This window comes from Arthrobacter sp. CJL-S3 (assembly GCF_056711635.1).
This window is the reverse complement of the sequence record NZ_CM160046.1, coordinates 1,196,505-1,219,613: the sequence shown is the minus strand read 5'-3', so window position 1 is coordinate 1,219,613 and position 23,109 is coordinate 1,196,505. Positions and strand designations below refer to the sequence as shown.

At 70.1% G+C, this 23,109-nt stretch carries 14 protein-coding genes, 1 tRNA gene and 1 pseudogene; 6 read left to right on the top strand and 10 right to left on the bottom strand.

What is annotated here, in order from left to right; translation table 11 throughout:
* Positions 1–4: 4 nt before the first annotated feature.
* Both glmU and AC06G6_RS05540 read right to left on the bottom strand, forming a co-directional pair.
* Entirely contained in the window at positions 5–1,495 is a 1,491-nt protein-coding gene (gene glmU / locus AC06G6_RS05545) for a bifunctional UDP-N-acetylglucosamine diphosphorylase/glucosamine-1-phosphate N-acetyltransferase GlmU (RefSeq protein ID WP_479827121.1), read from the bottom strand.
* A gap of 212 nt (positions 1,496–1,707) precedes the next feature.
* Positions 1,708–1,779: transfer RNA gene (locus AC06G6_RS05540), tRNA-Gln, on the bottom strand.
* Between the two features lie 216 nt (positions 1,780–1,995).
* Here AC06G6_RS05540 and AC06G6_RS05535 point away from each other — a divergent pair.
* Complete coding sequence (locus AC06G6_RS05535) at positions 1,996–2,595, top strand: TetR/AcrR family transcriptional regulator (RefSeq protein WP_479828548.1); 600 nt, start codon at positions 1,996–1,998, stop codon at positions 2,593–2,595.
* Positions 2,596–2,996: 401 nt separating this feature from the next.
* Here AC06G6_RS05535 and AC06G6_RS05530 read toward each other — a convergent pair whose 3' ends face one another.
* From AC06G6_RS05530 to AC06G6_RS05510, 5 genes are all read right to left on the bottom strand, one after another.
* Positions 2,997–4,826: an ABC-F family ATP-binding cassette domain-containing protein gene (locus AC06G6_RS05530; protein ID WP_479827119.1), complete on the bottom strand. Its 1,830-nt coding sequence runs from the start codon at positions 4,824–4,826 to the stop codon at positions 2,997–2,999.
* 99 nt (positions 4,827–4,925) lie between these two features.
* A complete protein-coding gene (locus AC06G6_RS05525; RefSeq protein WP_479827118.1) occupies positions 4,926–5,888 on the bottom strand; it encodes a 4-(cytidine 5'-diphospho)-2-C-methyl-D-erythritol kinase in 963 nt (320 codons plus the stop codon).
* Between the two features lie 81 nt (positions 5,889–5,969).
* Entirely contained in the window at positions 5,970–6,881 is a 912-nt protein-coding gene (gene rsmA, locus AC06G6_RS05520; RefSeq protein WP_479827116.1) for a 16S rRNA (adenine(1518)-N(6)/adenine(1519)-N(6))-dimethyltransferase RsmA, read from the bottom strand.
* 189 nt (positions 6,882–7,070) lie between these two features.
* Positions 7,071–8,228 carry a ubiquitin-like domain-containing protein gene (locus tag AC06G6_RS05515; RefSeq protein WP_479827114.1) on the bottom strand — a complete coding sequence of 386 codons (1,158 nt, stop codon included), beginning with the start codon at positions 8,226–8,228 and terminating at the stop codon, positions 7,071–7,073.
* A 305-nt stretch (positions 8,229–8,533) separates the two neighbouring features.
* Positions 8,534–9,421 carry a TatD family hydrolase gene (locus AC06G6_RS05510; RefSeq protein ID WP_479827112.1) on the bottom strand — a complete coding sequence of 296 codons (888 nt, stop codon included), beginning with the start codon at positions 9,419–9,421 and terminating at the stop codon, positions 8,534–8,536.
* A 335-nt stretch (positions 9,422–9,756) separates the two neighbouring features.
* Here AC06G6_RS05510 and AC06G6_RS05505 point away from each other — a divergent pair, with 335 nt between their 5' ends.
* Genes AC06G6_RS05505 through AC06G6_RS05495 form a run of 3 tightly spaced genes read left to right on the top strand, consistent with a single transcriptional unit; the run spans position 9,757 to position 14,982 of the window.
* On the top strand, positions 9,757–10,857 hold the full coding sequence (locus AC06G6_RS05505) for an AAA family ATPase (protein WP_479827110.1): 1,101 nt from the start codon (positions 9,757–9,759) through the stop codon (positions 10,855–10,857).
* A gap of 13 nt (positions 10,858–10,870) precedes the next feature.
* A complete protein-coding gene (locus AC06G6_RS05500) occupies positions 10,871–12,361 on the top strand; it encodes a DUF58 domain-containing protein (RefSeq protein WP_479827108.1) in 1,491 nt (496 codons plus the stop codon).
* Positions 12,358–14,982 carry a transglutaminase TgpA family protein gene (locus tag AC06G6_RS05495; RefSeq protein WP_479827106.1) on the top strand — a complete coding sequence of 875 codons (2,625 nt, stop codon included), beginning with the start codon at positions 12,358–12,360 and terminating at the stop codon, positions 14,980–14,982. Before AC06G6_RS05500 ends, AC06G6_RS05495 begins: the two co-directional genes overlap by 4 nt.
* 27 nt (positions 14,983–15,009) lie before the next feature.
* On the opposite strand, the gene AC06G6_RS05490 is transcribed toward AC06G6_RS05495, so the two are convergent.
* Both AC06G6_RS05490 and rsmI read right to left on the bottom strand, forming a co-directional pair.
* Entirely contained in the window at positions 15,010–16,509 is a 1,500-nt protein-coding gene (locus AC06G6_RS05490; protein ID WP_479827104.1) for an NAD-dependent succinate-semialdehyde dehydrogenase, read from the bottom strand.
* Positions 16,510–16,702: 193 nt separating this feature from the next.
* Complete coding sequence (gene rsmI, locus AC06G6_RS05485) at positions 16,703–17,551, bottom strand: 16S rRNA (cytidine(1402)-2'-O)-methyltransferase (RefSeq protein ID WP_479828547.1); 849 nt, start codon at positions 17,549–17,551, stop codon at positions 16,703–16,705.
* 250 nt (positions 17,552–17,801) lie between these two features.
* Between rsmI and AC06G6_RS05480 the strand changes: the two genes are divergently transcribed.
* Together AC06G6_RS05480 and AC06G6_RS05475 are read left to right on the top strand one after the other, a co-directional pair.
* Positions 17,802–19,514: a dolichyl-phosphate-mannose--protein mannosyltransferase gene (locus tag AC06G6_RS05480; protein ID WP_479827102.1), complete on the top strand. Its 1,713-nt coding sequence runs from the start codon at positions 17,802–17,804 to the stop codon at positions 19,512–19,514.
* A 58-nt stretch (positions 19,515–19,572) separates the two neighbouring features.
* Positions 19,573–21,402: an AMP-dependent synthetase/ligase gene (locus tag AC06G6_RS05475; RefSeq protein WP_479827100.1), complete on the top strand. Its 1,830-nt coding sequence runs from the start codon at positions 19,573–19,575 to the stop codon at positions 21,400–21,402.
* Between the two features lie 402 nt (positions 21,403–21,804).
* Here the strand turns inward: AC06G6_RS05475 and AC06G6_RS05470 are convergent.
* Positions 21,805–22,971: pseudogene (locus tag AC06G6_RS05470) on the bottom strand (TIGR01906 family membrane protein); the annotation flags it as partial.
* Between the last annotated feature and the right edge of the window lie 138 nt (positions 22,972–23,109).

Below are 23,109 nucleotides of genomic sequence, written 5' to 3'. Positions count from 1 at the left end.
GTTGCTAGCCCTCTTCTGTAGATGCCGGAGTACTGGAGGAAGTCGTGGTGGCGCCGGCGGCCGCGGCCAGGGACGCGGAAATCGAATCCGGGCGGTTCGCCAGGACCCAGCCTTCGGTGTTCTGCTGCTGGGCCAGGGAAAGAACGAGGGCGCCGGGCGGCACGTCGCGGCGGATCACCGCGCCGGCGCCGCTGTAGGCGCCGTCACCGACCTGGACGGGAGCAACGAACACGGTGTTGGATCCGGTGCGGACGCCGGAGCCGATGACCGTGCGGTGCTTCTTCTCGCCGTCGTAGTTCGCGGTGATGTTGCCGCAGCCGATGTTCGTGTCCTCACCGATCTCGGCGTCTCCGGCGTAGCCGAGATGGGACAGTTTGGAGCCGCGGCCGATGGTGACGTTCTTGGTCTCGTAGAAGGCGCCGATCTTGCCGGTCTCGCCGAGGACGGTGCCGGGGCGCAGGTAGGTGAACGGGCCGACGCTCGCCTTGGCGCCGATCGTGGAGCCGGAACCGTGCGTGCGGATCACCTTCGCGCCCTCCCCCACCTGGACGTCGGTGAGCGTGGTGTCGGGGCCGACGACGGCGTCGCGCGCCACCGTGGTGGCGCCGTGGAGCTGGGTGTTGGGCAGCAGCCGGACGTCCTCGTCGAGGGTGACGGTGGCGTCGATCCAGGTGGTGGCCGGGTCGACGACGGTGACACCGGCCCGCATCCAGGCCTCGACGGTGCGCCGGTTCAGTTCCGCGCCGAGGGCCGAGAGCTGGACCCGGTCGTTGGCGCCCTCGACCTGCCAGCGGTCTTCGGTCACGACGGCGGCGACGCGGCCTCCGGCGGCACGGGCCAGGGCCAGCACATCCGTGAGGTACTTCTCGCCCTGGGCGTTGTCGGTGGTGACGTGGGCCAGCGAATCGCGGAGCACGGCGGCGTCGAAGGCATAGATGCCGGAGTTGACCTCCCGGATGTCGCGTTCGGCGTCGGTGGCGTCCTTGTGTTCCCGGATGCCGGTGACCGTTCCGTCCGCAGCGCGCAGGATGCGGCCGTAGCCGGTGGCGTCGGACAGGACGGCGGTCAGGACCGTGACGGCGTTGTGCCCGGCTTCGTGGCTGGCGACGAGCTCGGCGAGCAGCCCGCCGGTGAGCAGCGGGACGTCACCGTAGGTGACGACGACGGTTCCGCTGAGCTTCCGCTGGGGGTGCAGCGCGTCCAGGGCCTCGAGGGCGGCCTCGACGGCACGGCCGGTGCCGGGCACCTCGTCCTGGTCGACGATCAGGGCGGCCGGGTCGATGGCGGCGATGTGGGCGGCAACGAGGTCGCGCTCATGCCGGACGACGAGGGCCAGCTCCTGCGGCCGGATGGTGCGGGCGGCGTGCAGCGCGTGGCCGACGAGGGACCGACCGCCGATCTCGTGGAGGATTTTGGGGGTACGGGACTTCATCCGGGTACCGGCACCTGCAGCTAGGACGATGACGGCGGCTGGGCCGGTCTTCTCGGGGCTCACGTACGGGCTCTCCTTGCTCAGTGGCTTAACGCATGCGACTGCTTGGTGGATCTGGGTGGCCGGCGGCTGAGGCAAGCTGGTGCACCTCGGTTGCCGGATCCGCACGGTTTGGGCGGGCCGGACTTCGGTCACGGCACCGGACTCATCCTACTGGACTCACACCGGGCCGCGCCCGGCGGGTGCCGTTTCCCGGCCTCCGCGACGCACGGCAGTTCCGCCCATAGGACTCGAACCTATACTCCACGGCTCCAAAGGCCGGGGTGCTGCCATTACACCAGGGCGGACCATGCCAAGGCGCTGAGCCTGTGGCACGAGAGTCAATTCTGCCACACTGCGTTGCCGCCCCGTGCTGGCGCCGCGGACAGGGCCCGGCGGCAGGCCTCCCGGCGGATGATGTGGGGCATGATGGAGCTGTGAGCAACAGCACAGGGGCGCCCGGAGGGGCGGAGAGCAGCCGCGGCAGGCCGTTACGGTCCGCCGGCTATGTACCCCGGGTCCGGATGACGGGGCCCCAGCGCCGCAACCAGCTCATCGGCATCGGCCGGGGGCTCTTCGCCCTCCGCGGGCTGGACGGGACCACGATCGAGGAGATCGCCGCCGCCGCAGGCGTGTCCAAACCGGTGATCTACGAGCACTTCGGCTCCAAGGAGGGCCTGTACACGCAGGTCGTGGACTGCGAGTTCCGGATCCTGCTGGGCTCGATCAGCGACGCGCTGTCCGAGGAGGCGAAGCCGCGCGTCCTGGTCGAGCGGGCGGCGCTGGCCCTGCTGAGTTACATCGAGGACCGCGCCGAGGGCTTCCGCATCCTCATGCGTGACGCCCCGCCGACGCAGCCCGAAGGCGCCCTCTCCACCCTGCTCTCCCATGTCACGGCCCGTGTGGAGTACATCCTGGCCGACGAGTTCGCCCGCCGCGGCTTCACCTCGGCCGACGGCGCCATGTACGCGCAGATGCTGGTGGGAATGGTGGCGATGACGGGCCAGTGGTGGCAGGACAGCCGGAGCCCGGACAAGCGCGAAGTCGCCGCCCACCTGGTCAACCTCGCCTGGAACGGCCTCACCGGCCTCCAAAAGGACCCCGAACTCCGCAGCGACGACTAGTACCCCCGTCGGGCGGCCCCCGCGGGACATGCCCTCCCCTGGTCCCAAGGACTGGACATAACCCCCTATGTCCAACCACCGCGCGCCCCAAGGGACATGTCCTGCGGGATATGAGTCGCCCGGGGGACATGTCCTGCGGGATATGAGTCGCCCGGGGGACATGTCCGTCCATGCTCGGACCCTGGAAACATGACGAGCCCCGCCCGGCGGATAAGTAACTGGGCGCCCCGCGGGACATGCCCTCCCCTGGTCCCAAGGACTGGACATAACACCCCTATGTCCAACCGTCGCGCGCGCCAAGGGACATGTCCTGAGGGATATGAGTCGCCCGGGGGACATGTCCAGCCGTGCCGCAACACGCTGGGCATGTCCCCCCGGGCAGGCCCGGGCGGACGCGGCTGCTACTCGCCGAGGACTTCGAGGGCTCCCAGCCATTCGAGTTCGAGGGCTTCGCGTTCGACGGCGAGGTCCTTGAGCTTCTTGTTGAGCCCGGCGAGGTCGCCGACGGCGGACGGGTCGGCGGCCGCCGCGGTCATCTGGGCGTGGATCTTGTCCTCCTGCTGCTTGAGCTTGCCCAGCTGGCGGTCGATCCGGTTTTTGGCCTTGCGGGCGTCCCGCTTCTCGGCTTCCGACGCTCCGGCCGCGGCGGGAGCGGACGGGCCGCTGGCGGCCGTGACCGGGTTGCCGCCGCCGGTGATGGTGGACCCGGCCAGCGCCGCTTCGCGCAGTTCCAGGTACTGGTCCACACCGCGCGGCAGGGCACGGATCTTGCCGTCGCCCAGGAGCGCCATCTGGTGGTCCGTGACGCGTTCCAGCAGGTAGCGGTCGTGGCTGACGACGACGAGCGTGCCCGGCCAGCCGTCCAGCACGTCCTCGACGGCGGCCAGGGTGTCGGTGTCGAGGTCGTTGGTGGGCTCATCGAGCATCAGCACGTTGGGCTCCCCCACCAGCAGGCGCAGGAGCTGCAGGCGCCGGCGTTCACCACCGGAGAGGTCCCTGACCGGTGTCCACTGCTTCTCGTTGGTGAAGCCCAGCTGCTCGACGAGCTGGCCCGCGGTGAATTCCTTGCCGCCGACGTTGAAGGAGCGCTTTTCGCGCTCGATCACTTCGATCACGCGCAGGTCCGAGACGTCATCGAGTTCCTTGACCTCCTGGGAGAGGACCGCGGTGACAACCGTCTTGCCGCGCTTGACCTTCCCGGAGCTGGGCTGGATCTCGCCGTTGAGGAGCTTCAGCAGCGTGGTTTTGCCGGCGCCGTTGACGCCGACCAGGCCCAGCCGTTCACCGGGGGCGAGCCGCAGGGTGATGTTGTCAAAGAGTTTCTGCCCGGGCTCGCCGCCGAGGAAGTCGAGGGAGACGTTCTCCAGGTCCAGCACGTCCTTGCCGAGGCGGGCGGTGGCCATCTTGCTCAAGGCCGTCGAGTCGCGCGGCTCCGGGACATCCGCGATCAGCGCGTTAGCCGCCTCGATCCGGAACTTGGGCTTGGCGGTACGGGCGGGGGCGCCGCGCCGGAGCCAGGCGAGCTCCTTCTTCACGAGCATCTGGCGCTTGCTTTCCACCACGGACGCGGAGCGGTCACGTTCGGCGCGGGCCAGCACATAGGCGGCGTAACCGCCGTCGAACGGGTCCATGATGCCGTCGTGGATTTCCCAGGTCTTGGTACAGACCTCGTCGAGGAACCAACGGTCGTGAGTGACGACGAGGAAGGCGCCCTGGTTGGCCCGCCACCGGGTCTTCAGGTGCCGGGACAGCCACGCGACGCCTTCGACGTCGAGGTGGTTGGTGGGCTCGTCGAGCATGATGACGTCGTGGTCCTCGATCAGCAGCTTGGCCAGCGCCACGCGCCGCTTCTGCCCGCCGGAGAGGGCGTGGACGTTGGCGTGCCAGTCGACGTCGGACACGAGTCCGCCCATCACTTCGCGGATCTGGGGATTCCGGGCCCATTCGTAGTCGGCCTGGTCACCGACGATCGCGGCGCCGACGGTAAGGTCGCCGTCGAGCACGTCGCTCTGGTCCAGGTAGCCGATGTTGACCTCGCTGCGCTTGGTCACCCGGCCGGAGTCCGGGGTGGCGCGCATTGCCAGCAGGCGCATCAGCGTCGACTTGCCGTCGCCGTTGCGGCCGACCATGCCGATCCGGTCGCCTTCTTCGAGCCCAACGGTGACGCCGTTAAGGACGGTACGGGTTGCATACGAGACCGTGAGGTTCTCGCCGCCGAGCAGGTGTGCCACTGGGAACTGCTTTCCTAGAGAAAAAAATTATGACGTGCAAATGTGCCCAGGCTTGATCGGCCCAAGCCCGCTGACGTCGTGCTGATCACGACAATCCTATTAAAGGAGCGTATCGGAGATGATGCGCGCCCCGTGAACCGGGCCGTGCACCGCCATGGCATCCAGGCCATGGTGCCGGAGGTCCTCGGCCAGTCCCTCGGCGGCCGCCGGGCTGTGCGCCAGCAGCGCGACCGTGGGTCCGGAACCGGACACGATCCCGGCGATCGCCCCCAGGGACTCACCGAGGCCGAGAGTGTCCCGGAGGCTCGGTGCGAGTTCTATCGAGGCGCGCTGGAGGTCGTTGACCAGCACCCGGCTCAAGGCATCGGCGTCGCCCGCCCGCAGGGCCTGCAGGACCATCGGGTCCACCGCCGTGGGTTCCTCGATCACCGCTTCCTCTGCGGCGCGGAGCCGGTCCAGGGTCCGGTAGACATCGGGGGTGGGCAGGCCGAAGTCCGCGGCCACCAGGACCCAGTCGGTCTGGGCCTTGACGAGGGCTGGCGAGAGTTCGTCGCCGAGACCGAGCCCGACGGCGGTGCCGCCCAGCAGGGAGAACGGCACGTCGGCGCCAAGTTCCGCGGCCAGGTGCGCGAGCTCCTCGCGTGACAGCCCGCTGTTCCACAGCGCGTCGCAGGCCAGCAGGGTCGCTGCTGCGTCCGCCGAGCCGCCGCCCATCCCTCCGGCCACGGGCACGCGTTTCGTGATTTCGAGGTGGACGCCGGTGGAGTGTTCCGAGACATCAGCCATGATCGCGGCGGCTTTGTAGGCCAGGTTGCGTTCATCCAGGGGAATGTCGATGCCGTCGAGGTCGAGGGTGCTCGCCGGGCTGATGCTGACGGTTATGTCCCCGGTGTCCGTGCTGGTGGCGGCGACTTCTTCGTAGAGGGACACCGCGAGGTAGACGCTGGCGACCGAATGGTAGCCGTCGGCGCGCAGGGGCCCGACATCGAGTGAGACGTTAACCTTGCCGGGGGCCTTGACCCGGACAGTCCTCGCGGCAAAGCGCCCTCTCACTGCGTTCATGGCTCCACGCTATGGCATGGCGGGGTCAGGCTCCAAGCACGGCACCGGACCGGCCTCACCGTTTCGCGGCTGCCGCCAGTGTCAGGGAGCCGGCCGCGCGTGGGCTTCGGCGATCCGGGAAAACGCCGCGATGTCGATGACCTCGCCGCGGGCGGTGGGATCGATGCCGGCGGCCCGCAGGCACCGTTCTGCCTCCGCAGCGCTCCCGGCCCAGCCGGCCAGGGCGGCGCGAAGGGTCTTGCGGCGCTGCGCGAAGGCCGCATCGATGACGGCGAAAACCTGTTCGCGGCTGGCCGTGGTGACGGGCGGTTCCCGGCGGGTGAACGCGACGAGGCCGGAGTGGATCTTGGGCGCGGGCCAGAACACGTTCATGCCGATGACTCCGGCCTTGCGCATGCTGCTATACCAGGCGGCCTTGACCGAGGGGACGCCGTAGGTCTTGGACCCCGGCCCGGCGGCGAGCCGGTCGGCCACTTCGTCCTGGACCATGACCAGGCCGTGGCGGAGGCTCGGGAAGCGCTGCAGCAGGTGCAGGACCACCGGCACGGCGACGTTGTACGGAAGATTCGCCACGAGCGCGGTCGGCTCGACGGGGAGTTCGGTGACGCGCATGGCGTCGGCGAGGACCAGGTGGAAGTTTTCGACGGCGTCCGGGCGCCATTCGGCGACGGTGGCGGGAAGTTTGCCGGCGAGCACCGGATCGATTTCGACGGCGACGACCGAGCGGGCGGCGTCGAGCAGGCCCAGGGTCAGGGACCCCAGCCCGGGCCCGACCTCCAGGACCGTCTCGTCCGGGTGGATGTCCGCGGCGGCGACTATCCGGCGGATGGTGTTGCCGTCGATGACGAAGTTCTGGCCGAGGGTCTTCGTGGGACGGACGCCGATCTCCTCGGCGAGCCTGCGGATGTCGGAGGCCCCCATCAGGGGCGGGGGCGCGCTGGCCGGCGGACTGCTGGGGGCACTGCCTGGCGCGGAGGGGGTCGGTTCAGTCACCTAGGTATCCTATCCCGCTGGCCAGCCCGGGCATGGCGAAGGCCGGGTCCGAAAACCGGACCCGGCCCTGGCCGGGCATCCGCTGCCGTGGTCAGCCGCTGCGGAAACCCTACGATTTCATATCCTCGTCACATCACCCTCGGCCGGGGTGGCTCCCTTAGCTGGTAGCTCCCCTCGCTGGTAGCTCCCCTAGCTTGAGGCGGCCCAGCCGCAGCCCCAGGGCTGCAGGCCGCGCTGGGCGTAGACGCGGTTGGCGATGTCGATCTGCTGGGCCTTGGTGGCCAGGCTGGCGTTCGGGGCGTACGTGCCGCCGCCGGCGCCGAGCCAGGTGCGGATGTCGAACTGCAGTCCGCCGTAGTAGCCGTTGCCGTTGTTGACGGACCAGTTGCCGGTGGACTCGCACTGCGCGATTTTGTCCCACATGGCTTCGTTCATCATGGCGGGGGCTCCGGCGCCGGTGTTGGCGCCGGCCTGGGCTGCCGGCTTCGGCTTCGGCTTGGTGCCGACGGTGATCTTTTCGGTGACCGGCTGCGCGCTGACGGACTGGGACACCAGCGTGCGGGAGGCTTCGCGGCCGTCGACGAGGACGAGCTTGAAGCTCTTGTTGATGGTGCCGGCCACTCCTGCCTGGGTGACCTTCTTTTCGCCCGTGGTCAGTTCGGCGTCCTCCGTGGTGAGGGTTTCGAAGGGCACGGCTTCGGCGGCTTCTGCCGTCTGGCTGACGTCCACGCGGGACACCTTGATCACCATGTCGTTGACGACCGGGGCGTTGCCCGGCTGCGAGAGTCGGTCGCTGGCCCCCAGCGTGATGCCGGCGTCGGCGAGCAGCTGGCCGACGTTGGCGGCTGTCGTGGTGGTCTTGTCGGCTTTGCCGTCAGCGACGATGCTCACGGACTTCGGCGTCGAGATGGACACGAAGGAACCGGAGACGGCGAGCTGCGCGTCCTTCGGAACGGACAGCTCGGAGGCGCTGGCGACGCCGAGCTCGGTCACGAGTCCCTCCACCGTGGGCGAGGTGGTGCTGATGGTCCGCTCCGCGCCGTCCAGGCTGACCTTGACGGCCTTCGCGAGATTGACGTTGATGACGGAACCGTCCCGGACGTGGGAATCAGCAGCCGGCGTGATCCGGTCGGAGGACTGGAGTTCAAGGTTGGCGCCCTTCACGACCTGGCCGACAGTGCCGCCGAAGGTCTGGACTGAACTCACTTTGCCGTCGACGTTGAGGGTGACTGTCTTGTTGTTGCCGACGAAGGCGACGAGCCCCAGCACCAGGGCCACGAGCACCACGAGTTGCGTGCCGACCTTGACGAAGCTGAACTTGCCATCCGATGTAAAGAACTTGACCACGATTGCCCATATCTTTTGGACCATCCGGGCACGGGGAAAAGTGCACAGCTCCACCCGCCGCGGACACCCCGAAGGCCGCACCGCAGGGGTGCGTTTTGTCAGCGGAAGCTGTGTGCACTGCCATAGTCACAAACGAGAGCGCGCATATGGTTCGTTCGCCACGATGCGCGCCCTGCAGGAGTGAAATTTTCCGAAGGCCTTCCCCGACCCCGGCTAATAGTTGTCCACTGTAACCGGAGCGTTATAAAGCAGCCAACAAATTGTGCATACCGGGTAGCTATCGCGGCGGGCGTATTTTGGGGTCTTTAGTCCCAGGATCCGTATGCCTGCACGGTATTTCCGGCGATCCGGGAGCACATTTCCGAGAGCTCCCATCCAGTCAATTCGGCCATGGCCCGGACGGTGTAGGGGACCATGTAGCTCGCGTTGGGGCGGCCGCGGTGCGGGTGCGGGGTGAGGAACGGGGCGTCGGTTTCAACCAGGATCCGCTCCGGCTCCGCGATGGCGAGGGCGGCCCGCAGATTGGCGGCGTTCTTGAACGTCAGCGTCCCGGCGAAGGACATGTACCAGCCCTCGCTGTTGCAGATCCGGGCCAGCTCCTCCCCGCCGGAGAAGCAATGGAACACCACCCGATCGGGGGCGCCTTCCTCCCGCAGCACCTGCACGACGTCGTCGTGGGCGTCACGGTCGTGGATCTGCAGTGTCAGCCCGAGGCGTTTGGCGATATCGATGTGGCGCCGGAAGGAATAGCGCTGATGGGCCAGGCCCTCGCCCTCGGTGCGGAAGAAATCCAGGCCGGTCTCGCCGATGGCACGGATCCGCGGGTGCGCCGCGAGGGCCTCGATCTCGGCCAGCGCCGCCTCCAGTTCGCCGCGGGCGGCGTAGGCAGGCGCGTCATTGGGGTGGAGGGCGACGGCGCCCAGCAGCCGCTTATCCAGCTCGACCGCCTGCACGGTGAACCGGGACGATGCCAGGTCGCACCCCACCTGCACGGCCCCCTGGACCCCCACGGCTTCGGCGGCATCCAGTGCCTCGGCGACACTGACCGTAACGTCCGCGTTGGGAAAATCAAGGTGGGTGTGGTTGTCCATGACCGGCACCGGAAGGGGTTCCGGAGCCGGCGGATATCCCTGCCTGCCGGTGCCATCACTGCCGGGCGCGCGGAACGGGAGGGGCGTCAGGGGGGTGATCATCTTCCAACCTTATCGGCGCCGCCGCGGCCGCAGGAACCGGCCCGGCCCGCGAGTTAACATGACCGCGCTATCTCCGGTCCGCAAGAGCGGCGGGCTCCGGTCCGCAAGAGCGCCCGAGATTTCCCCGGAACTCTCTGTCAGGCCCGGCAGTTGTGTTAGTACTCTGTTGTAAAGACTGGCTTTAGGACAAGGAAATCACCACCGGCCAGAAACAGACGGCCAGCAACAGACGGCTAGGAATAAACGGTCAGGAATACAGGCATCCACCCGACGAGTGGCCCGGCAGGCTCCCTGCCGATCCGTCCCGGGCAACCACCAGGGCTGAAAGGCTACCGATGGACTACCACCGCATCTCCCTAGACGAGTCCCTTCCCGAGGGGCAGGACCGCAGGGAAGATTCCGCCGTGGCCGGGCTCCCGCTGACCCGCCGTCCGGCCCAGCCGCCCGCGGCCATGGACGCGGAGGCGTTCCGGTCCGCCAGCGAGCGCATCCTGACCGCCATCAACACGGTGATCGACGGCAAAGCCGAGGCGGCGAAGCTGGCCCTGACCGTGCTCCTGGCCCAGGGCCACCTGCTCCTCGAGGACGTCCCCGGGGTCGGCAAGACGCTGCTGGCGAAGACCCTGGCCCGCACCATCGACTGTTCGGTGAGCCGCATTCAGTTCACACCCGACTTGCTCCCCTCCGATGTCACCGGAGTGTCCATTTACAACCAGGCGTCGAGGTCCTTCGAGTTCCGGCCCGGTGCGGTGTTCGCCAACATCGTCATCGGCGATGAAATCAACCGCGCGTCGGCCAAGACCCAGTCGGCCCTGCTGGAATGCATGGAGGAGCACCAGGTCACGGTGGACGGCACGTCCTACCGGCTCGACGAGCCGTTTATGGTGGTGGCCACGCAGAACCCGATCGAAATGGAGGGGACCTATCCCCTGCCGGAGGCGCAGCGGGACCGTTTTATGGCGCGGATCTCCATGGGCTACCCGGACAAGGAGGCCGAGATGGAAATGCTGGAAACCCATCAGGCCACGTCCCCGCTGGCAAAGGTCACCCCCGTCGTCACCGCCGGGGAGGTCGCGTCCATGATCGCCACGGTGCGCCAGGTCTACGTCTCCCAGTCGATCAAGGAATACACCGTGTCGCTGGGCCGCGCCACGCGGGAAAGCGGGATGCTCCGGCTCGGGGCGAGCCCCCGGTCGATGCTCCAGCTGCTGCGCGCGGCCAAGGCCACAGCGGCCCTGGACGGCCGGGACTTTGTGCTCCCGGACGACGTCGTCAGTGTGGCCGAGTCCGTCTTGGCCCACCGGATCATCCTGGACCGCAAAGCCGCGAGCGCGGGCGAGACCGCCCAGAGTGTGGTCCGCGCCGTCCTGGCGAAGATCCCGGTCAGCCCGGACCTGGCGGCCGCCCCGGCGGCCGCACTGCCGAATCGCCGCTAGGGGTGGCCCGGGCGTGGCGCTGACCGATCGGTTCCCGAGGCACATCTTCACGACCCGCGGCTGGGGCCTGCTGGCCGCGGGAGCGGCGTTCCTGCTGGCAGCTCAGGTGATGGGGCGCCGGGACCTGCTGGCGCTGGCCCTGCTGCTGGTTGTCCTGCCGCTGCTCTCGCTGGCCGGGACCCGTGTGCTCAAGCCGAACTTCAGCGTCTACCGGGAGTTCAGCCCGGCCAGCGTCGAAACGGGGGCGACGACGACGGTCCGGCTGGGGGTCGCCCGCACCGGTACCGGCTCCGGCCACGCGCTGATGGAGGAGCGTCTGCCGTCCCGGTTCGGGGAATCCCCCGTCTTCCGCTTCCCGTCGCGCTCGGCCGTGGGCGGGACCAGCCGCTACGAATACCATCTGCGTTCCGGAAAACGCGGCCAGTTCCTGATCGGCCCGGTCACGGCCGAGTTCAGCGATCCCTTCGGGCTGTCCCTGCACCGCCACGCCATCGACGGCGGCGACGTCCTCACCGTGACGCCCGCCGCCGTCGAACTTCCCGCCACCGGCCTGGCCGGCGCCCGGGGGCACGACGGCGTCACCGCCACGCGCATCCGGGCCAACCCCAGCGACGACGACGTCATGACACGGGAATACCGCCACGGTGATCCGATGCGCCGCGTGCACTGGGCGGCGACGGCGCGGCACGGGGAACTGATGGTCCGCCAGGAGGAGTCCGTCACCACTCCGGAGGCGACCATCATCCTGGACCAGCGGTTCCCGGCCTTCACGCGCGGCGCCTTTTCTGCCGGCTCCGCGTCGCCCGCCCGGCGCCCCTTCGGCACCGGAACCGACCACCGCGGCGCCCCCGTTGCGGACGGCCACGAACTCCTGACCAGCGACACCTTCGAATGGGCGGTCACGGCCGCGATGTCCATCGGTGCGCACCTCGCCGAGCGCAACTACGCGCTGCGCTTCCTCGACGCCTCCGGCGAGCCCGCGTTCCGGCATTCGCCGTCCGCCCCCGAGCCGGAGGCCGACGAGTACATCGGGGCGTCCGGGCTGCAGTCCGTCGCCGAGAGCCTGGCCGCGATCCAGCTCACCGGGCACCACCACAACCGCTGGGACACCAGGGAGCCGGTCACCGCCGGGACACATGGCCGGCGGCACCCCTCAGGCGCGGAGTCCGGACCGCAGCCGTTCGACGACCGGCTGATGGACAAGCTGGCCGCCCACCGGATGCGGGGCCCCGTGCTGGCCATCCTGGGAAACCTCACGCGGGCCGAGGCGCGGGCGCTGTCCCCGGCCGCCGGCTTTGCGGCAAACGCGTTTGCCCTCGTTGTCACGGAGCGGACTGGGGACGCCGATGAGGTGCTCACAGCCCTCCGGCTCGGCGGCTGGCGGGCCGTCGCCGCCTCCCCGTCGACGCCGCTGCCCGCAGCGTGGACGGCCTTCGACGACGGCGTGGCCGCGCCGCTGGCGGCCGCCGACGATGTGCGGCGCGGAGCGGGGGTCCGGCGATGACACTGGCACCGCAGCGAAGCGCCGGCACGCGCGCCGGACGGTCCGGCGCTGCCGGGGAGTCCGGGCCGGGCCCCCGCGGCCCGGAATCCCCGGGGACGCCGAAGGCCCGGAAAAAGACCGGCGCCCAGCCGTGGCTGATGGCCCTCGCGGTGGCAGTCGCCGTCGCCGGTGCGGCCCTGAGCCTCAACGGTGTGCTGCGGGGATGGGCGTGGTACTCCCCCGTCCTCTCGACGGTCCTCACCGTGGCCTTCACCATGGCAGGACTTCGCGCGCTGCGGTGGCGCAGCGTCTTCGTCACGGCCGGTGCGCTGGCAGCGCTCGTGCTGATCCTGACGTTCACTTTTTTCCGCCCGAACAGCATCCTGGGCTTCATTCCTTCCGGGGCCACCATGACGCAGTTGGGCCGGTACCTGCGCCGGGCCAGTGAGACGGTCCTCGCCGAAAGCGCCCCCGTGGCCCCCAACGCCGGCATCGTGCTGCTGGTCTGCGCCGCCCTGGGGCTGCTGGTGATCCTGGTCGATGCCCTCGCCTATCCCCTGGCCCTGCCGGCGACGAGCGGGCTCGGGATCCTCGCCATCCTCATCGTCCCCGCCATGATCAAGCCGCAGAGCGTCGGCGTGCTGGGCTTCGCGGCGGCCACCGCGGGCTACCTCCTGATCCTCGGCTGCAGCCACTGGTTCGCGCCGGACCCGCGGACCGGGGCGGACACCGCACGCAACCCGGGCCAGTTCCGGCGCGGGGCCCTGACCGGGGCCGTGGCGCTGACCCTCACCCTGCTGCTCCAGCTCGTGGTCCCGGGCTTCGAGCAGGGAACGTTCCCGCAGGGCTCCCGGCTGAATCCGTTCGGCTCGGCCTCGGGGCTCAACCCGATGATCAGCCTCGGCAACAGCCTGCGGAGCCCCACCGGTGACGGCCGGATCACCTTCGCCACCAACGCAACCAGCACCCCCTACCTTCGTTCCGTCACCGTGGACAGTTTTAACGGGGACAACTGGGCGCCGGATGACCGCGACGGCACCCGCCGGCTGGGCACCGGGAGGATGGATCCGGGCTTCGAGTCCGCCGCCCCCGAAGTCCGTGTGGTCACCGCCATCAACACCGGCCAGTTCACCAGCCCCTACCTGCCGGTGCCCTACGCGCCGGAGGCCGTCAACGGCCTCACCGGCCGCTGGAGCTGGGACCCTGCCACGCTGAGCATCAAGGGGGTCGACGCCAATTCCCGCAACCAGCAGTACGTGGTGCTCTCGGCCGCCCCCCAACTCACCCCGGAGGTGCTGGCCCAGGCCGCCGGGCCGGTGCAGGATGTCCCCGACCAGTTCATCCGGACACCGGACAACGTCCCCGAGATCGTGCGCAGCACCGCCCGGGCCGTGACCGAGGGAAGCACCACCCCCTACGCACGGGCCATGGCCATCCAGCGGTACCTGCGCTCCGTCGAATTCACCTACTCGCTGCAGTCCCCGGTGCAGGGAGGCTACGACGGCAACGGCCTGTCCGTCCTGGCCGACTTCCTGAACCAGAAGAGCGGCTACTGCATCCATTTCGCCTCGGCCATGGCAGTGATGGCGCGGCTGGAAGGAATCCCCAGCCGCATTGCCGTCGGCTACGCCCCGGGCCGGGCCACCGGCGCGACGGTCTCGATCGGCGGCCAGGGGGCCCTGCCGGAATTTGAGGTCGATGCCCGGGACGCCCACGCCTGGCCGGAGCTGTACTTCCAGGGCCTGGGCTGGGTGCCGTTCGAGCCAACCCCCTCCCGCGGCGTGGTTCCCTCCTATGCCACCGAGGGCCAGGCTCCCAGCGGCGCCAGCACGAACGAAAACAACGACGGGCTCATTCCGAGCAACGCCGCGGTCCCCACGCCGACGCCCAGCGTGGCGCCGCTGCCGCTCCCGGGCGCCGCCGCCGAGCCGGCTGGGGTCAGCGTCCTGCGGCCCGTGCTGTACGGGGCCGGTGCGGTGCTGTTCCTCGGGCTGCTGGTGGCGTCACCGCATCTGGCCCGCGGTGCGCTCCGCCGCCGCCGGCTGGGCGGTTCCGGGGCCGGCAGCGCGGCGGCGTCGCAGGCCTGGGCGGAACTGCGCGACCTCGCCACGGATTACGGCGTTGCGCCGCGGACCAGTGAGACGCCGCGCCACTTCTCCGAACGGCTCCGCCATGCGGGCGCCCTCGGGGAGCCGCAGGGGCTGGACGCGGACGGCCACCGGGCTGTCAGGTCCCTGACCGCGGACTTCGAGCGCCGGCAGTACGGCCGGCCTCCGTCCGTGCCCGGGGTCGACGGCGTCCCGTCCGGCGCCCGGCCCGGCTCCGGCACGTCCGCCGTGAGTACGGGGAGTGCCGTGAGTGCCGGGAGTGCCGCGGGAGACGGCAGCACCGAAGCGTCGGCCGGGCCCCTGATCGCGGCGGTCCGCAGTTCGCTGCGCGCCCATGCCGGGCCGCTCGTGCGGTTCCGCGCGGAGTGGCTGCCGCCGTCGACCCTGGCCGGCTGGCGGCGGGCGGCCGCGGCGCCGTTCCGCGCCGCACGCCGCACAGCACAGCGCACCCGGCACGGCCTCGCCGGTGCCCGGTCAAGGGTCCGCGGGGCGCTGCGGCGGGTGCGCCGGGAGCGGCGGCTGCGCCGGAGCTGAGTCAGCTCCGGCGCGGCCGGGGTGGTTCTAGCCGGCGTACGGGTCGGCGATGCCGATGTACTGGGTGTAGAGGTATTCCTCGATGCCCTCGAGGCCGCCTTCACGGCCCAGGCCGGACTGCTTGACCCCGCCGAACGGCGCGGCGGCGTTGGAGACCACGCCGGCGTTCAGGCCCAGCATGCCGGTCTCCAGGCGTTCGCCCATCCGGATGCCCCGGTTCAAGTCCCGGGTGAAGACATACGCGACCAGGCCGTACTCGGTGTTGTTCGCCAGCCGGATGGCCTCGTCCTCGGTGTCGAAGGTGATGATGGGCGCGACGGGCCCGAAGATTTCCTCGGACAGGATCCGGGTGCCCTCGGTGACGCCCTTGAGGATGGTGGGCTGGTAGAAATAGCCCGGGCCCTCGACGGCGGCCCCGCCGATCACCGCGACCGCGCCGGCGGACACCGCATCGGAGACCAGTTCGTGGACCTTGTCCCGGCTCTTCGCATCGATCAGCGGGCCGACCTTGGACTCGGCCTCGGTGCCGCGGGCCGTGGTCATGTCCTTCATCTTCGCGGCGAATTTCTCCGCGAACTCGTCCGCGACGGACTCGTGCACGATGAACCGGTTCGCGGCCGTGCAGGCCTCGCCCATGTTCCGCAGCTTCGCCAGCATGGCCCCGGCGACGGCGGCGTCGACGTCGGCGTCCTCGAAGACCACGAACGGGGCGTTCCCGCCGAGCTCCATCGAGGTCCGCAGCACGTTCTCGGACGCGTCCGCGAGCAGCCGGCGGCCGACCTCGGTGGACCCGGTGAAGGAGAGCTTGCGCAGCCGCGAGTCCTTGATCAGCGGCCCCGTCGTGGCACCGGCCGTGGACGTCGGGATGACGTTCAGCACCCCGGCCGGCAGCCCGGCCTCCATCATCACGGCGGCGAACAGCTGGGAGGTCAGCGGCGTCAGGTTCGCGGACTTCAGCACCATGGTGCAGCCCGCGGCGACGGCGGGGGCGACCTTGCGGGTCGCCATGGCCAGCGGGAAGTTCCACGGCGTGATCAGCAGGCACGGGCCCACCGGCTTCTTCGTCACCAGCAGCCGGGACTTCCCGTCCGGGGAGACCGAGTAGCGCCCGAAGGCCCGCACGGCCTCCTCGGAGAACCAGCGCAGGAACTCAGCACCGTAGGTGACCTCGCCGCGGGCCTCGGCCAGCGGCTTGCCCATCTCCAGGGTCATCAGCAGCGCGAAGTCGTCCGCGCGGGCCGTGACCAGCTCGAAGGCCCGGCGCAGGATCTCCCCGCGCTCACGGGCCGGGACCTTCGCCCAGGACTCCTGCGCGGCAGCCGCCGCGTCCAGGGCGGCCGCCCCGTCCTCGGGCCCGGCGTCGGCGATGCTCAGCAGGACCTTGCCGGTCGAGGGGTCCTCCACGTCAAAGGTCTTCCCGGACGCGGCCGGGCGCCACTGGCCACCGATTAGCAGACCGGTGGGAACAGAGGCCAGCAGGGCGCTCTCGCGCTCCGCGGTAACAATGGGCTGGGCAGTTACAGTCACGGTTGACTCCCTCGTCAGCGATTCGGGGTGGATTGGATCGGGTTCAGCGCGGTTCCACAGACGTTGGGACCGCACTGGATTTACTGCCACGGTACTGCCGCGCTCTGGCACTGTCTACGCATGTCCGCACTACGTCAAGCGGGGTTCGCTGTGCACCTGCACAGCGACGGGCCAGCCTTGGAGACCACCCGGCCTAACGGGCTGCGAGTACCGCGGAATACAGTTCCCGCTTGCTGATCCTGGCATCCTCCGCCACGGCCGCGACGGCCTCCTTGAGCCGGATTCCCTGCGCGATGAGCGCGTTGACGGCGGCCACGTGGTCCTCCGGCGTCCCGGGCGCCCGCTCCGGGGCGCCGCCGACGACGACGGCGATCTCCCCGCGCACCTCGTTGGTCTCGGCCCATTCCAGCAGTTCGCGCAGGGTGCCCCGGATGACTTCCTCATACGTCTTCGTCAGCTCCCGGCAGACGGCGGCGCGGCGGTCCGCGCCGAACCGCTCACGCAGCGCACGGAGCATCGGTTCCAGCCGGTGCGGGGCCTCGAAGAAGATCATGGTGCGCCGCTCGGCGTCGAGGTCCGCGAGGCGGGAGGCGCGTTCCCCGGCCTTGCGGGGCAGGAACCCCTCGAAGCAGAAACGGTCGGTGGGCAGGCCGGAGAGCGCGAGTGCGGTCAGCACCGCGGACGGTCCGGGGGCGGCGGTGACGGTCAGGCCGGCGGCCACGGCCCCCTCGACCAGGCGGAAGCCGGGGTCCGAGACGGACGGCATGCCGGCGTCGGTCACCATCACGAGGGTCTTCCCGGACCGGACCTGGTCCAGGAGCTCGCCGGTCTTGGCGGCCTCATTGTGCTCGTGGTAGCTGATGATCCGGCCGGCGACGGTGACGCCCAGGTTCTGGACCAGCCGGTGCAGCCGCCGCGTGTCCTCGGCGGCGACGATGTCCGCCGTCGTCAGCAGTTCGACGAGCCGGTAGGTGGCGTCTCCGGCGTTGCCGATCGGGGTGGCCGCCAGCACGATCCGGCCGGGTCCGCCGCTTTCGGGCACAGGTGCCGTCTCCGGCTCCGTGTCGGGGGTGCCGCCGGGTCCGGGACGGGTGCCGTCCTCGAGGCCCTCCGCCAGGTCCGTCTCGTCGCCGGCAAGATTCGGGGAGGTGCTGAGTTTAGGGTCCACAGGACCAGCCTACTGCTGGGGGCTCGGACCGACGGACCGGGCCGGGCCCTGCCGGGACCTGGCCGGGCCCTGCCGGGGGCGGGACCGGCGCGCAAGGCCGGGGACCACAGCCGCAAAAGGTAGCATGGGCATCGTGACGCAGACCCCCACGCGGCCCGCCGAAGCCGGTTCCCCCGGATCGGCGCCCCCAGCCCCCCGCCGCGGACGCAACCTCGAGGGGCACCGGTGGGTCAGCCGCCCGGCGGAGGCGTTCACCCCTGACGCCCTCACGGACCGCCTGATCGGCAGCATCCGGAGCTGGCGGGACTACCCGCCCTCGCTCCGGCTATGGTTCTGGCTCATCCCGGCCATCACCGCGGCCCTGGGCGGCGTCCTGCGCTTCGTCCGGCTGGATACACCCCGGACCCTCGTCTTTGACGAGACCTACTACGTCAAGGACGGCTATTCCTTCCTGGTCAGCGGCTACGAACGGGCGTGGCCGGACAAGGCCAATGATGCGTTCATCGCCGGCAACCCCGGGGTGCTGCTGGACAGCCCCGAATATGTCGTCCACCCGCCGGTCGGGAAGTGGATGATCGCCGGCGGAATGTGGCTCTTCGGCCCGGACAATGCCTTCGGCTGGCGGTTCGGGGCGGCCCTGACGGGCACGCTGTCCATTTTCCTGCTGGCCCTCATCGCCCAGAAGCTCTTCCGCTCGCTGACCCTCGGGGCCGTGGCCGGTGTGCTGCTGGCGGTGGACGGACACCATCTGGTGATGTCCCGGACCTCCCTGCTGGATATCTTCCTGATGTTCTGGATCCTCGCCGCATTCGGGGCGCTGCTGATGGACCGCGACGACGGCCGCCGCCGGCTCGCCCGGCGGCTCGGCCGGCAGGCCGCCGCCGCCCCGGACGGGCGTCCCAGCCTGCTCCAGCTGGCGTCCGGGCCCTGGCTCGGAATCCGCTGGTGGCGGCTCGCCGCCGGGGTGTGCCTGGGCCTGGCGGTCGGCACGAAGTGGTCCGCCCTGTTCTTCCTGGCCGGCTTCGGGCTGCTGACGGTCTTCTGGGACCTGAGCGCGCGCCGGATCGCCGGAATCCACGGCTGGATCAGCGGCGGGATCCTCAAGGACGGCATTCCCGCGTTCCTCAGCATCGTCCCGGTGGCCGCCCTCGTCTACGCCGCCTCCTGGACCGGCTGGTTCCGGTCCACGGACGCGTACTTCCGGAACTGGGCCGGGACCGTCCCCTCGGCGGAGTGGGGCTGGCTGCCGGACCCCGTCCGGTCCCTGGCGCACTACCATCTGGAGGCCTACAAGTTCCACCAGGGGCTGAGCGCGGAACATCCGTACGAGGCCAGCGCCTGGAGCTGGCTGGTGCTCGGCCGGCCCACGTCCTTTTTCTATGAGTCCCCCAAGCAGGGCAGCCCGGGGTGCGACACCGCCAGCTGCACCACGGCGATCCTCTCCGTGGGCAACCCGCTGATCTGGTGGGGCGCCGCCGTGTGCCTGGGCGTGCTGCTCTTCTGGTGGGCCGGGCGGCGCGACTGGCGTGCCGGGGCCATCCTCGCGGCCGTGGCGGCCGGGTACCTCCCCTGGTTCCTGTACCCCGAACGGACCATGTTCTTCTTCTACGCCGTCTCCTTCGAACCCTTCCTGGTGCTGGCCCTGGTGTACTGCCTGGGCCTCGTCCTGGGCCAGCGCACGGATCCGCCGTGGCGGCGGCGCTCCGGGCTCTACCTCGTGACGCTCTTTGTGGTCACCGCCGTCGTCGTCTCGGCCTTCTTCTATCCGGTCTGGACCGCCGAGACCATCACCTACCAGGATTGGCGGTTCCGGATGTGGATGCCGTCCTGGATCTAGGGCAGGATTGCAGGGGACGTCCACCGGCACCAGGCGGACCCGGAACGGAGAAACGGCTGTGAGAGAAGCAAGCACCGGACTGCTCGTCGAGCTCGATCCGGGCAGCAACGTGACGGACCTTCTGCTGGAGCAGCACGCCAAGGATCCCGTACATGCGCTGTACTCCCGCAAGGGACCGGCCGGCTGGGCCGACGTCTCCGCACAGCAGTTCCTGGACCAGGTCCGGGCGCTGGCCAAGGGCCTGATCGCCGGCGGCATCACGCCCGGGGAAACGGTGGCGGTGATGTCCGGCACCCGCTACGAGTGGACCGTCGTGGACTTTGCCATCTGGTTCGCCGGCGGCGTCCCCGTTCCCGTCTATGAGACGTCCTCCGCCAGCCAGATCGAATGGATCCTGCATGACTCCGGGGCCCGGCGCATCTTCGCGGAGGACGAGGCCAAGGCGGGGCTGGTCCGCCAGGTCCTGGACAGCTCCGGCCTGCTCGGCGGCACCGTGCTCCCGGTGGTGCGGATGGACTACGACGGCGCCGCACCCAACCTCGCCAGCCTGGCCGCGGCGGGGACCGGAGTCGGCGACGCCGAACTGGAGCGGCACCGGTCCGCGGCCGGGCTCGCGGACGTTGCCTCCCTCGTCTACACCTCCGGCACCACCGGCAGGCCCAAGGGCTGCGAGATCACGCACGGGAACTTCGCCCTGGTCGCCAGGAACATCGTGCTGTTCCTGCCTGAGATCCTCAGGCAGCCCCGGACCCGGACGCTGATGTTCCTCCCGCTGGCCCATGTCCTCGCCCGTGCCGTCCAGGTGATCTGCCTCAGCGCCGGAACCACCCTGGGCCACACCGCCGGCGCCAAGGAGCTGCTGGAGGACCTGGCCAGCTTCAAACCCACCTTCCTGCTGGTGGTGCCCCGGATCTTCGAGAAGGTCTACGCCGGCGCCGCCCACAAGGCTGCCCTCGCCGGGAAGGAACGCCTGTTCGAGTCGGCCGCCGCCGTCGCCATCGACTACTCCAGGGCCCTCGACGCCGCAGCCCGGGGCACCGGTCCCGGCCCCGGATGGGTCACCCGCGCCCAGCACGCCCTCTTCGACCGGGTGCTGTACCCCAAGCTGCGGCAGGCCTTCGGCGGCCAGCTGGGCTACGCCGTTTCGGGGGCCAGCCCGCTCAGCTCCCACGACGCGCACTTTTTCCGCGGCGCGGGGATCCCCGTCCTCGAAGGCTACGGCCTCACCGAAACCACGGCCCCGTGCACGGCCAACACCCCGACGCGGACCAAGGTGGGGACGGTCGGCATCCCGGTGCCCGGCACCACCGTCCGCGTCGCCGAGGACGGGGAGATCCTGGTCAAGGGCATCGGCGTCTTCAAGGGGTACCACAACAACGCGGCGGCGAACGCGGAGGCGTTCGTCGACGGGTTCTTCCGCACCGGCGACCTCGGGTCCCTCGACGCGGAGGGCTTCCTGACGATCACCGGCCGCAAGAAGGACCTGCTGGTCACTGCCGGCGGCAAGAACGTCGCCCCCGGACCGCTGGAGGAGAAGATCCGCGAGCACGAACTGGTCCTGCAGGCCGTGGTGGTCGGGGACGGCAAGCCGTTCGTGTCCGCCCTGATCAACCTGGACCCGGAGGGTCTGGAGAACTGGTGCGCCGTCCACAAGGTTCCCGCCATGAGTCCGGCCGAGGCCCGCGGTAACGACCAGGTCCGCGCAGCCCTGCAGCGCGCGGTGGACGATGCGAACGCCCTCGTGTCCCAGGCCGAGTCGATCCGCAGCTTCGTGGTGCTGGACGCCGACTTCACGGTGGAATCCGGGCACCTGACGCCGTCGCTCAAGCTCAAGCGCGCCGCCGTCGTGCGTGACTTCGAGGCGCAGATCAACCGGATCTACGGCTGACGCCGCGGCGTCGCAGGGAACACGCAGAAGCGGCCGGCACCATGGTGCCGGCCGCTTCTGCGTGTCTGTCGTCCGCCGGGTTCAGCGACTCTAGACGGCGCTGGAGTGTCCCCGCGCGGGAGTATCGTTTGTCCCCGTGTCGCCGGTGTTTGCTCCTCCGGCGCCGGCGCCCGCGGGCCCGCTGGCCGAGCGTCCGCCGGCTGGATCGGCTGCGGCAGTCGCGGCCGTGGCCGATGCCGCCGCGGCAGTTGCCTCGCTGGCTTTGCCGGACCTGCCCCGCCGGAACAGCGACCGCTTCGCGGGGGCATCCTCGGTGGGGGCAGCCTCCTCGGGGGCAGCTTCCGTGGGTGCAGCCTGGCCGGGGCCAGTTTCGGCGGGGTGAGCGTCGGCGGCCTTGTCCCCGGCCGGGTCCTGGACCGCTGCGCCGCGCTTCGGCAGTCCGCGGCGCTTGCGCGTCGGCCAGGTGAGGATCAGCGTGACAACTGAGGCGAGCAGCACCAGGCCGGCGATCACAATCCCGCCGTCGACCCAGAACTGGGCCGGGAAGAGCCGGATCAGGGTGTCCTGCAGGGAGAAGGTCCAGGTGCCGCTGGCGAAGAAGACGCTGTGGAACTGGGCGAAGAACTGCTCCCAGCCCAGCACCGCCAGCACGCCGAGGCTGATGATGATAACGAGGGTGATGATCGACCCGGCGAACAGGCCGCGCCGCACTCCCCCGGGGCTGCGGCGCCGCAGGTAGAGCACGGCGATCAGGCTCAGCAGGATGAGCAGGACTCCGGCACCGAAGGCGGAGAGGATAACGAGTTTGACGTCGGCCATATGGCTGACTTCACCGCCCTCGAACAGCCGGTCGCCGCTGCGGTCGACCAGTTCACCCAGATACCGCGGTCCCGCCCAGTTGCTGAGGTAGTCCACGGCGTAGGAGCCGTAAGTCATGCGGTCGTCGGTGCTGAATCCGTAGCCGTCGCCCGGGAAGCCGGGCCGGTTGTACTCCACCCAGAGGAACAGCGGGCTGGCGACGGCCCGGACGGCCAGCACCAGCAGGATCACCGGGAAGCACACGGCGAGCAGAACCTGCATCACGCGCGGGGCCACCGGTTTGGCGTTCAGGGCGTGTTCACGTTCCGCGTAGCGGCGCTGCACTTCCTCCTCCGGGGGCCGGACCTGCAAGGCGGCGGTGGGAAGCGGCTCGGTGAAGTGGGTGCCGTTGTGCCGGGGCGCCGGTTCGACGGCGGCTTCGGCCGCCTTGCGGTCGGCGCGCGACAGGGGCTCCGGAGTGCCGCCGGCTGCCGGTGCGGCTGTGCTGCGTGAGGCTTTGTGGTCGGACGCCGTGCGGTCCGAGGATTCGTGGCCGGAGGCGGTGCTGCCCGGGGCTGTACTGCCCCGCTCTGTGCTGCCCGGGGCGGTGCCGCCGGAGGCGGTGCTGTCGGAGGCGGTGCTGTCGGAGGCGGCGGAACGCTGCTCCGGGGATTTCGGCTTCATCCAGTCGAATGCGGGCTCGTCAGCGTCACCGGCCGGATCCAGCTGCGGATCCTGCCGGTTCGGTGGGGTGGGACTTGAGTCAGTCACTGCAGCTTCGCTTCCGTAGGTGTCCGCGCCGCCGGCCGGGGCCCGGCAACGCTACATATCTGCCTCCGAGCCTACCGCCAGAGCCTCGGCGTGGGCGAGATGCCACCCCGCAGGGAAGGAGATTCAGGACGCGGGTTC

What these genes read in the sequence shown, in the direction of transcription:
- AC06G6_RS05535 (WP_479828548.1), top strand. Translation starts at nt 1,996, where the DNA reads ATGACGGGGCCCCAGCGCCGCAACCAGCTCATCGGCATCGGCCGGGGG.
- AC06G6_RS05505 (WP_479827110.1), top strand. Translation starts at nt 9,757, where the DNA reads ATGGACTACCACCGCATCTCCCTAGACGAGTCCCTTCCCGAGGGGCAG.
- AC06G6_RS05495 (WP_479827106.1), top strand. Translation starts at nt 12,358, where the DNA reads ATGACACTGGCACCGCAGCGAAGCGCCGGCACGCGCGCCGGACGGTCC.
- AC06G6_RS05480 (WP_479827102.1), top strand. Translation starts at nt 17,802, where the DNA reads ATGGGCATCGTGACGCAGACCCCCACGCGGCCCGCCGAAGCCGGTTCC.
- AC06G6_RS05510 (WP_479827112.1), bottom strand. Translation starts at nt 9,421, where the DNA reads ATGATCACCCCCCTGACGCCCCTCCCGTTCCGCGCGCCCGGCAGTGAT.
- AC06G6_RS05525 (WP_479827118.1), bottom strand. Translation starts at nt 5,888, where the DNA reads ATGAACGCAGTGAGAGGGCGCTTTGCCGCGAGGACTGTCCGGGTCAAG.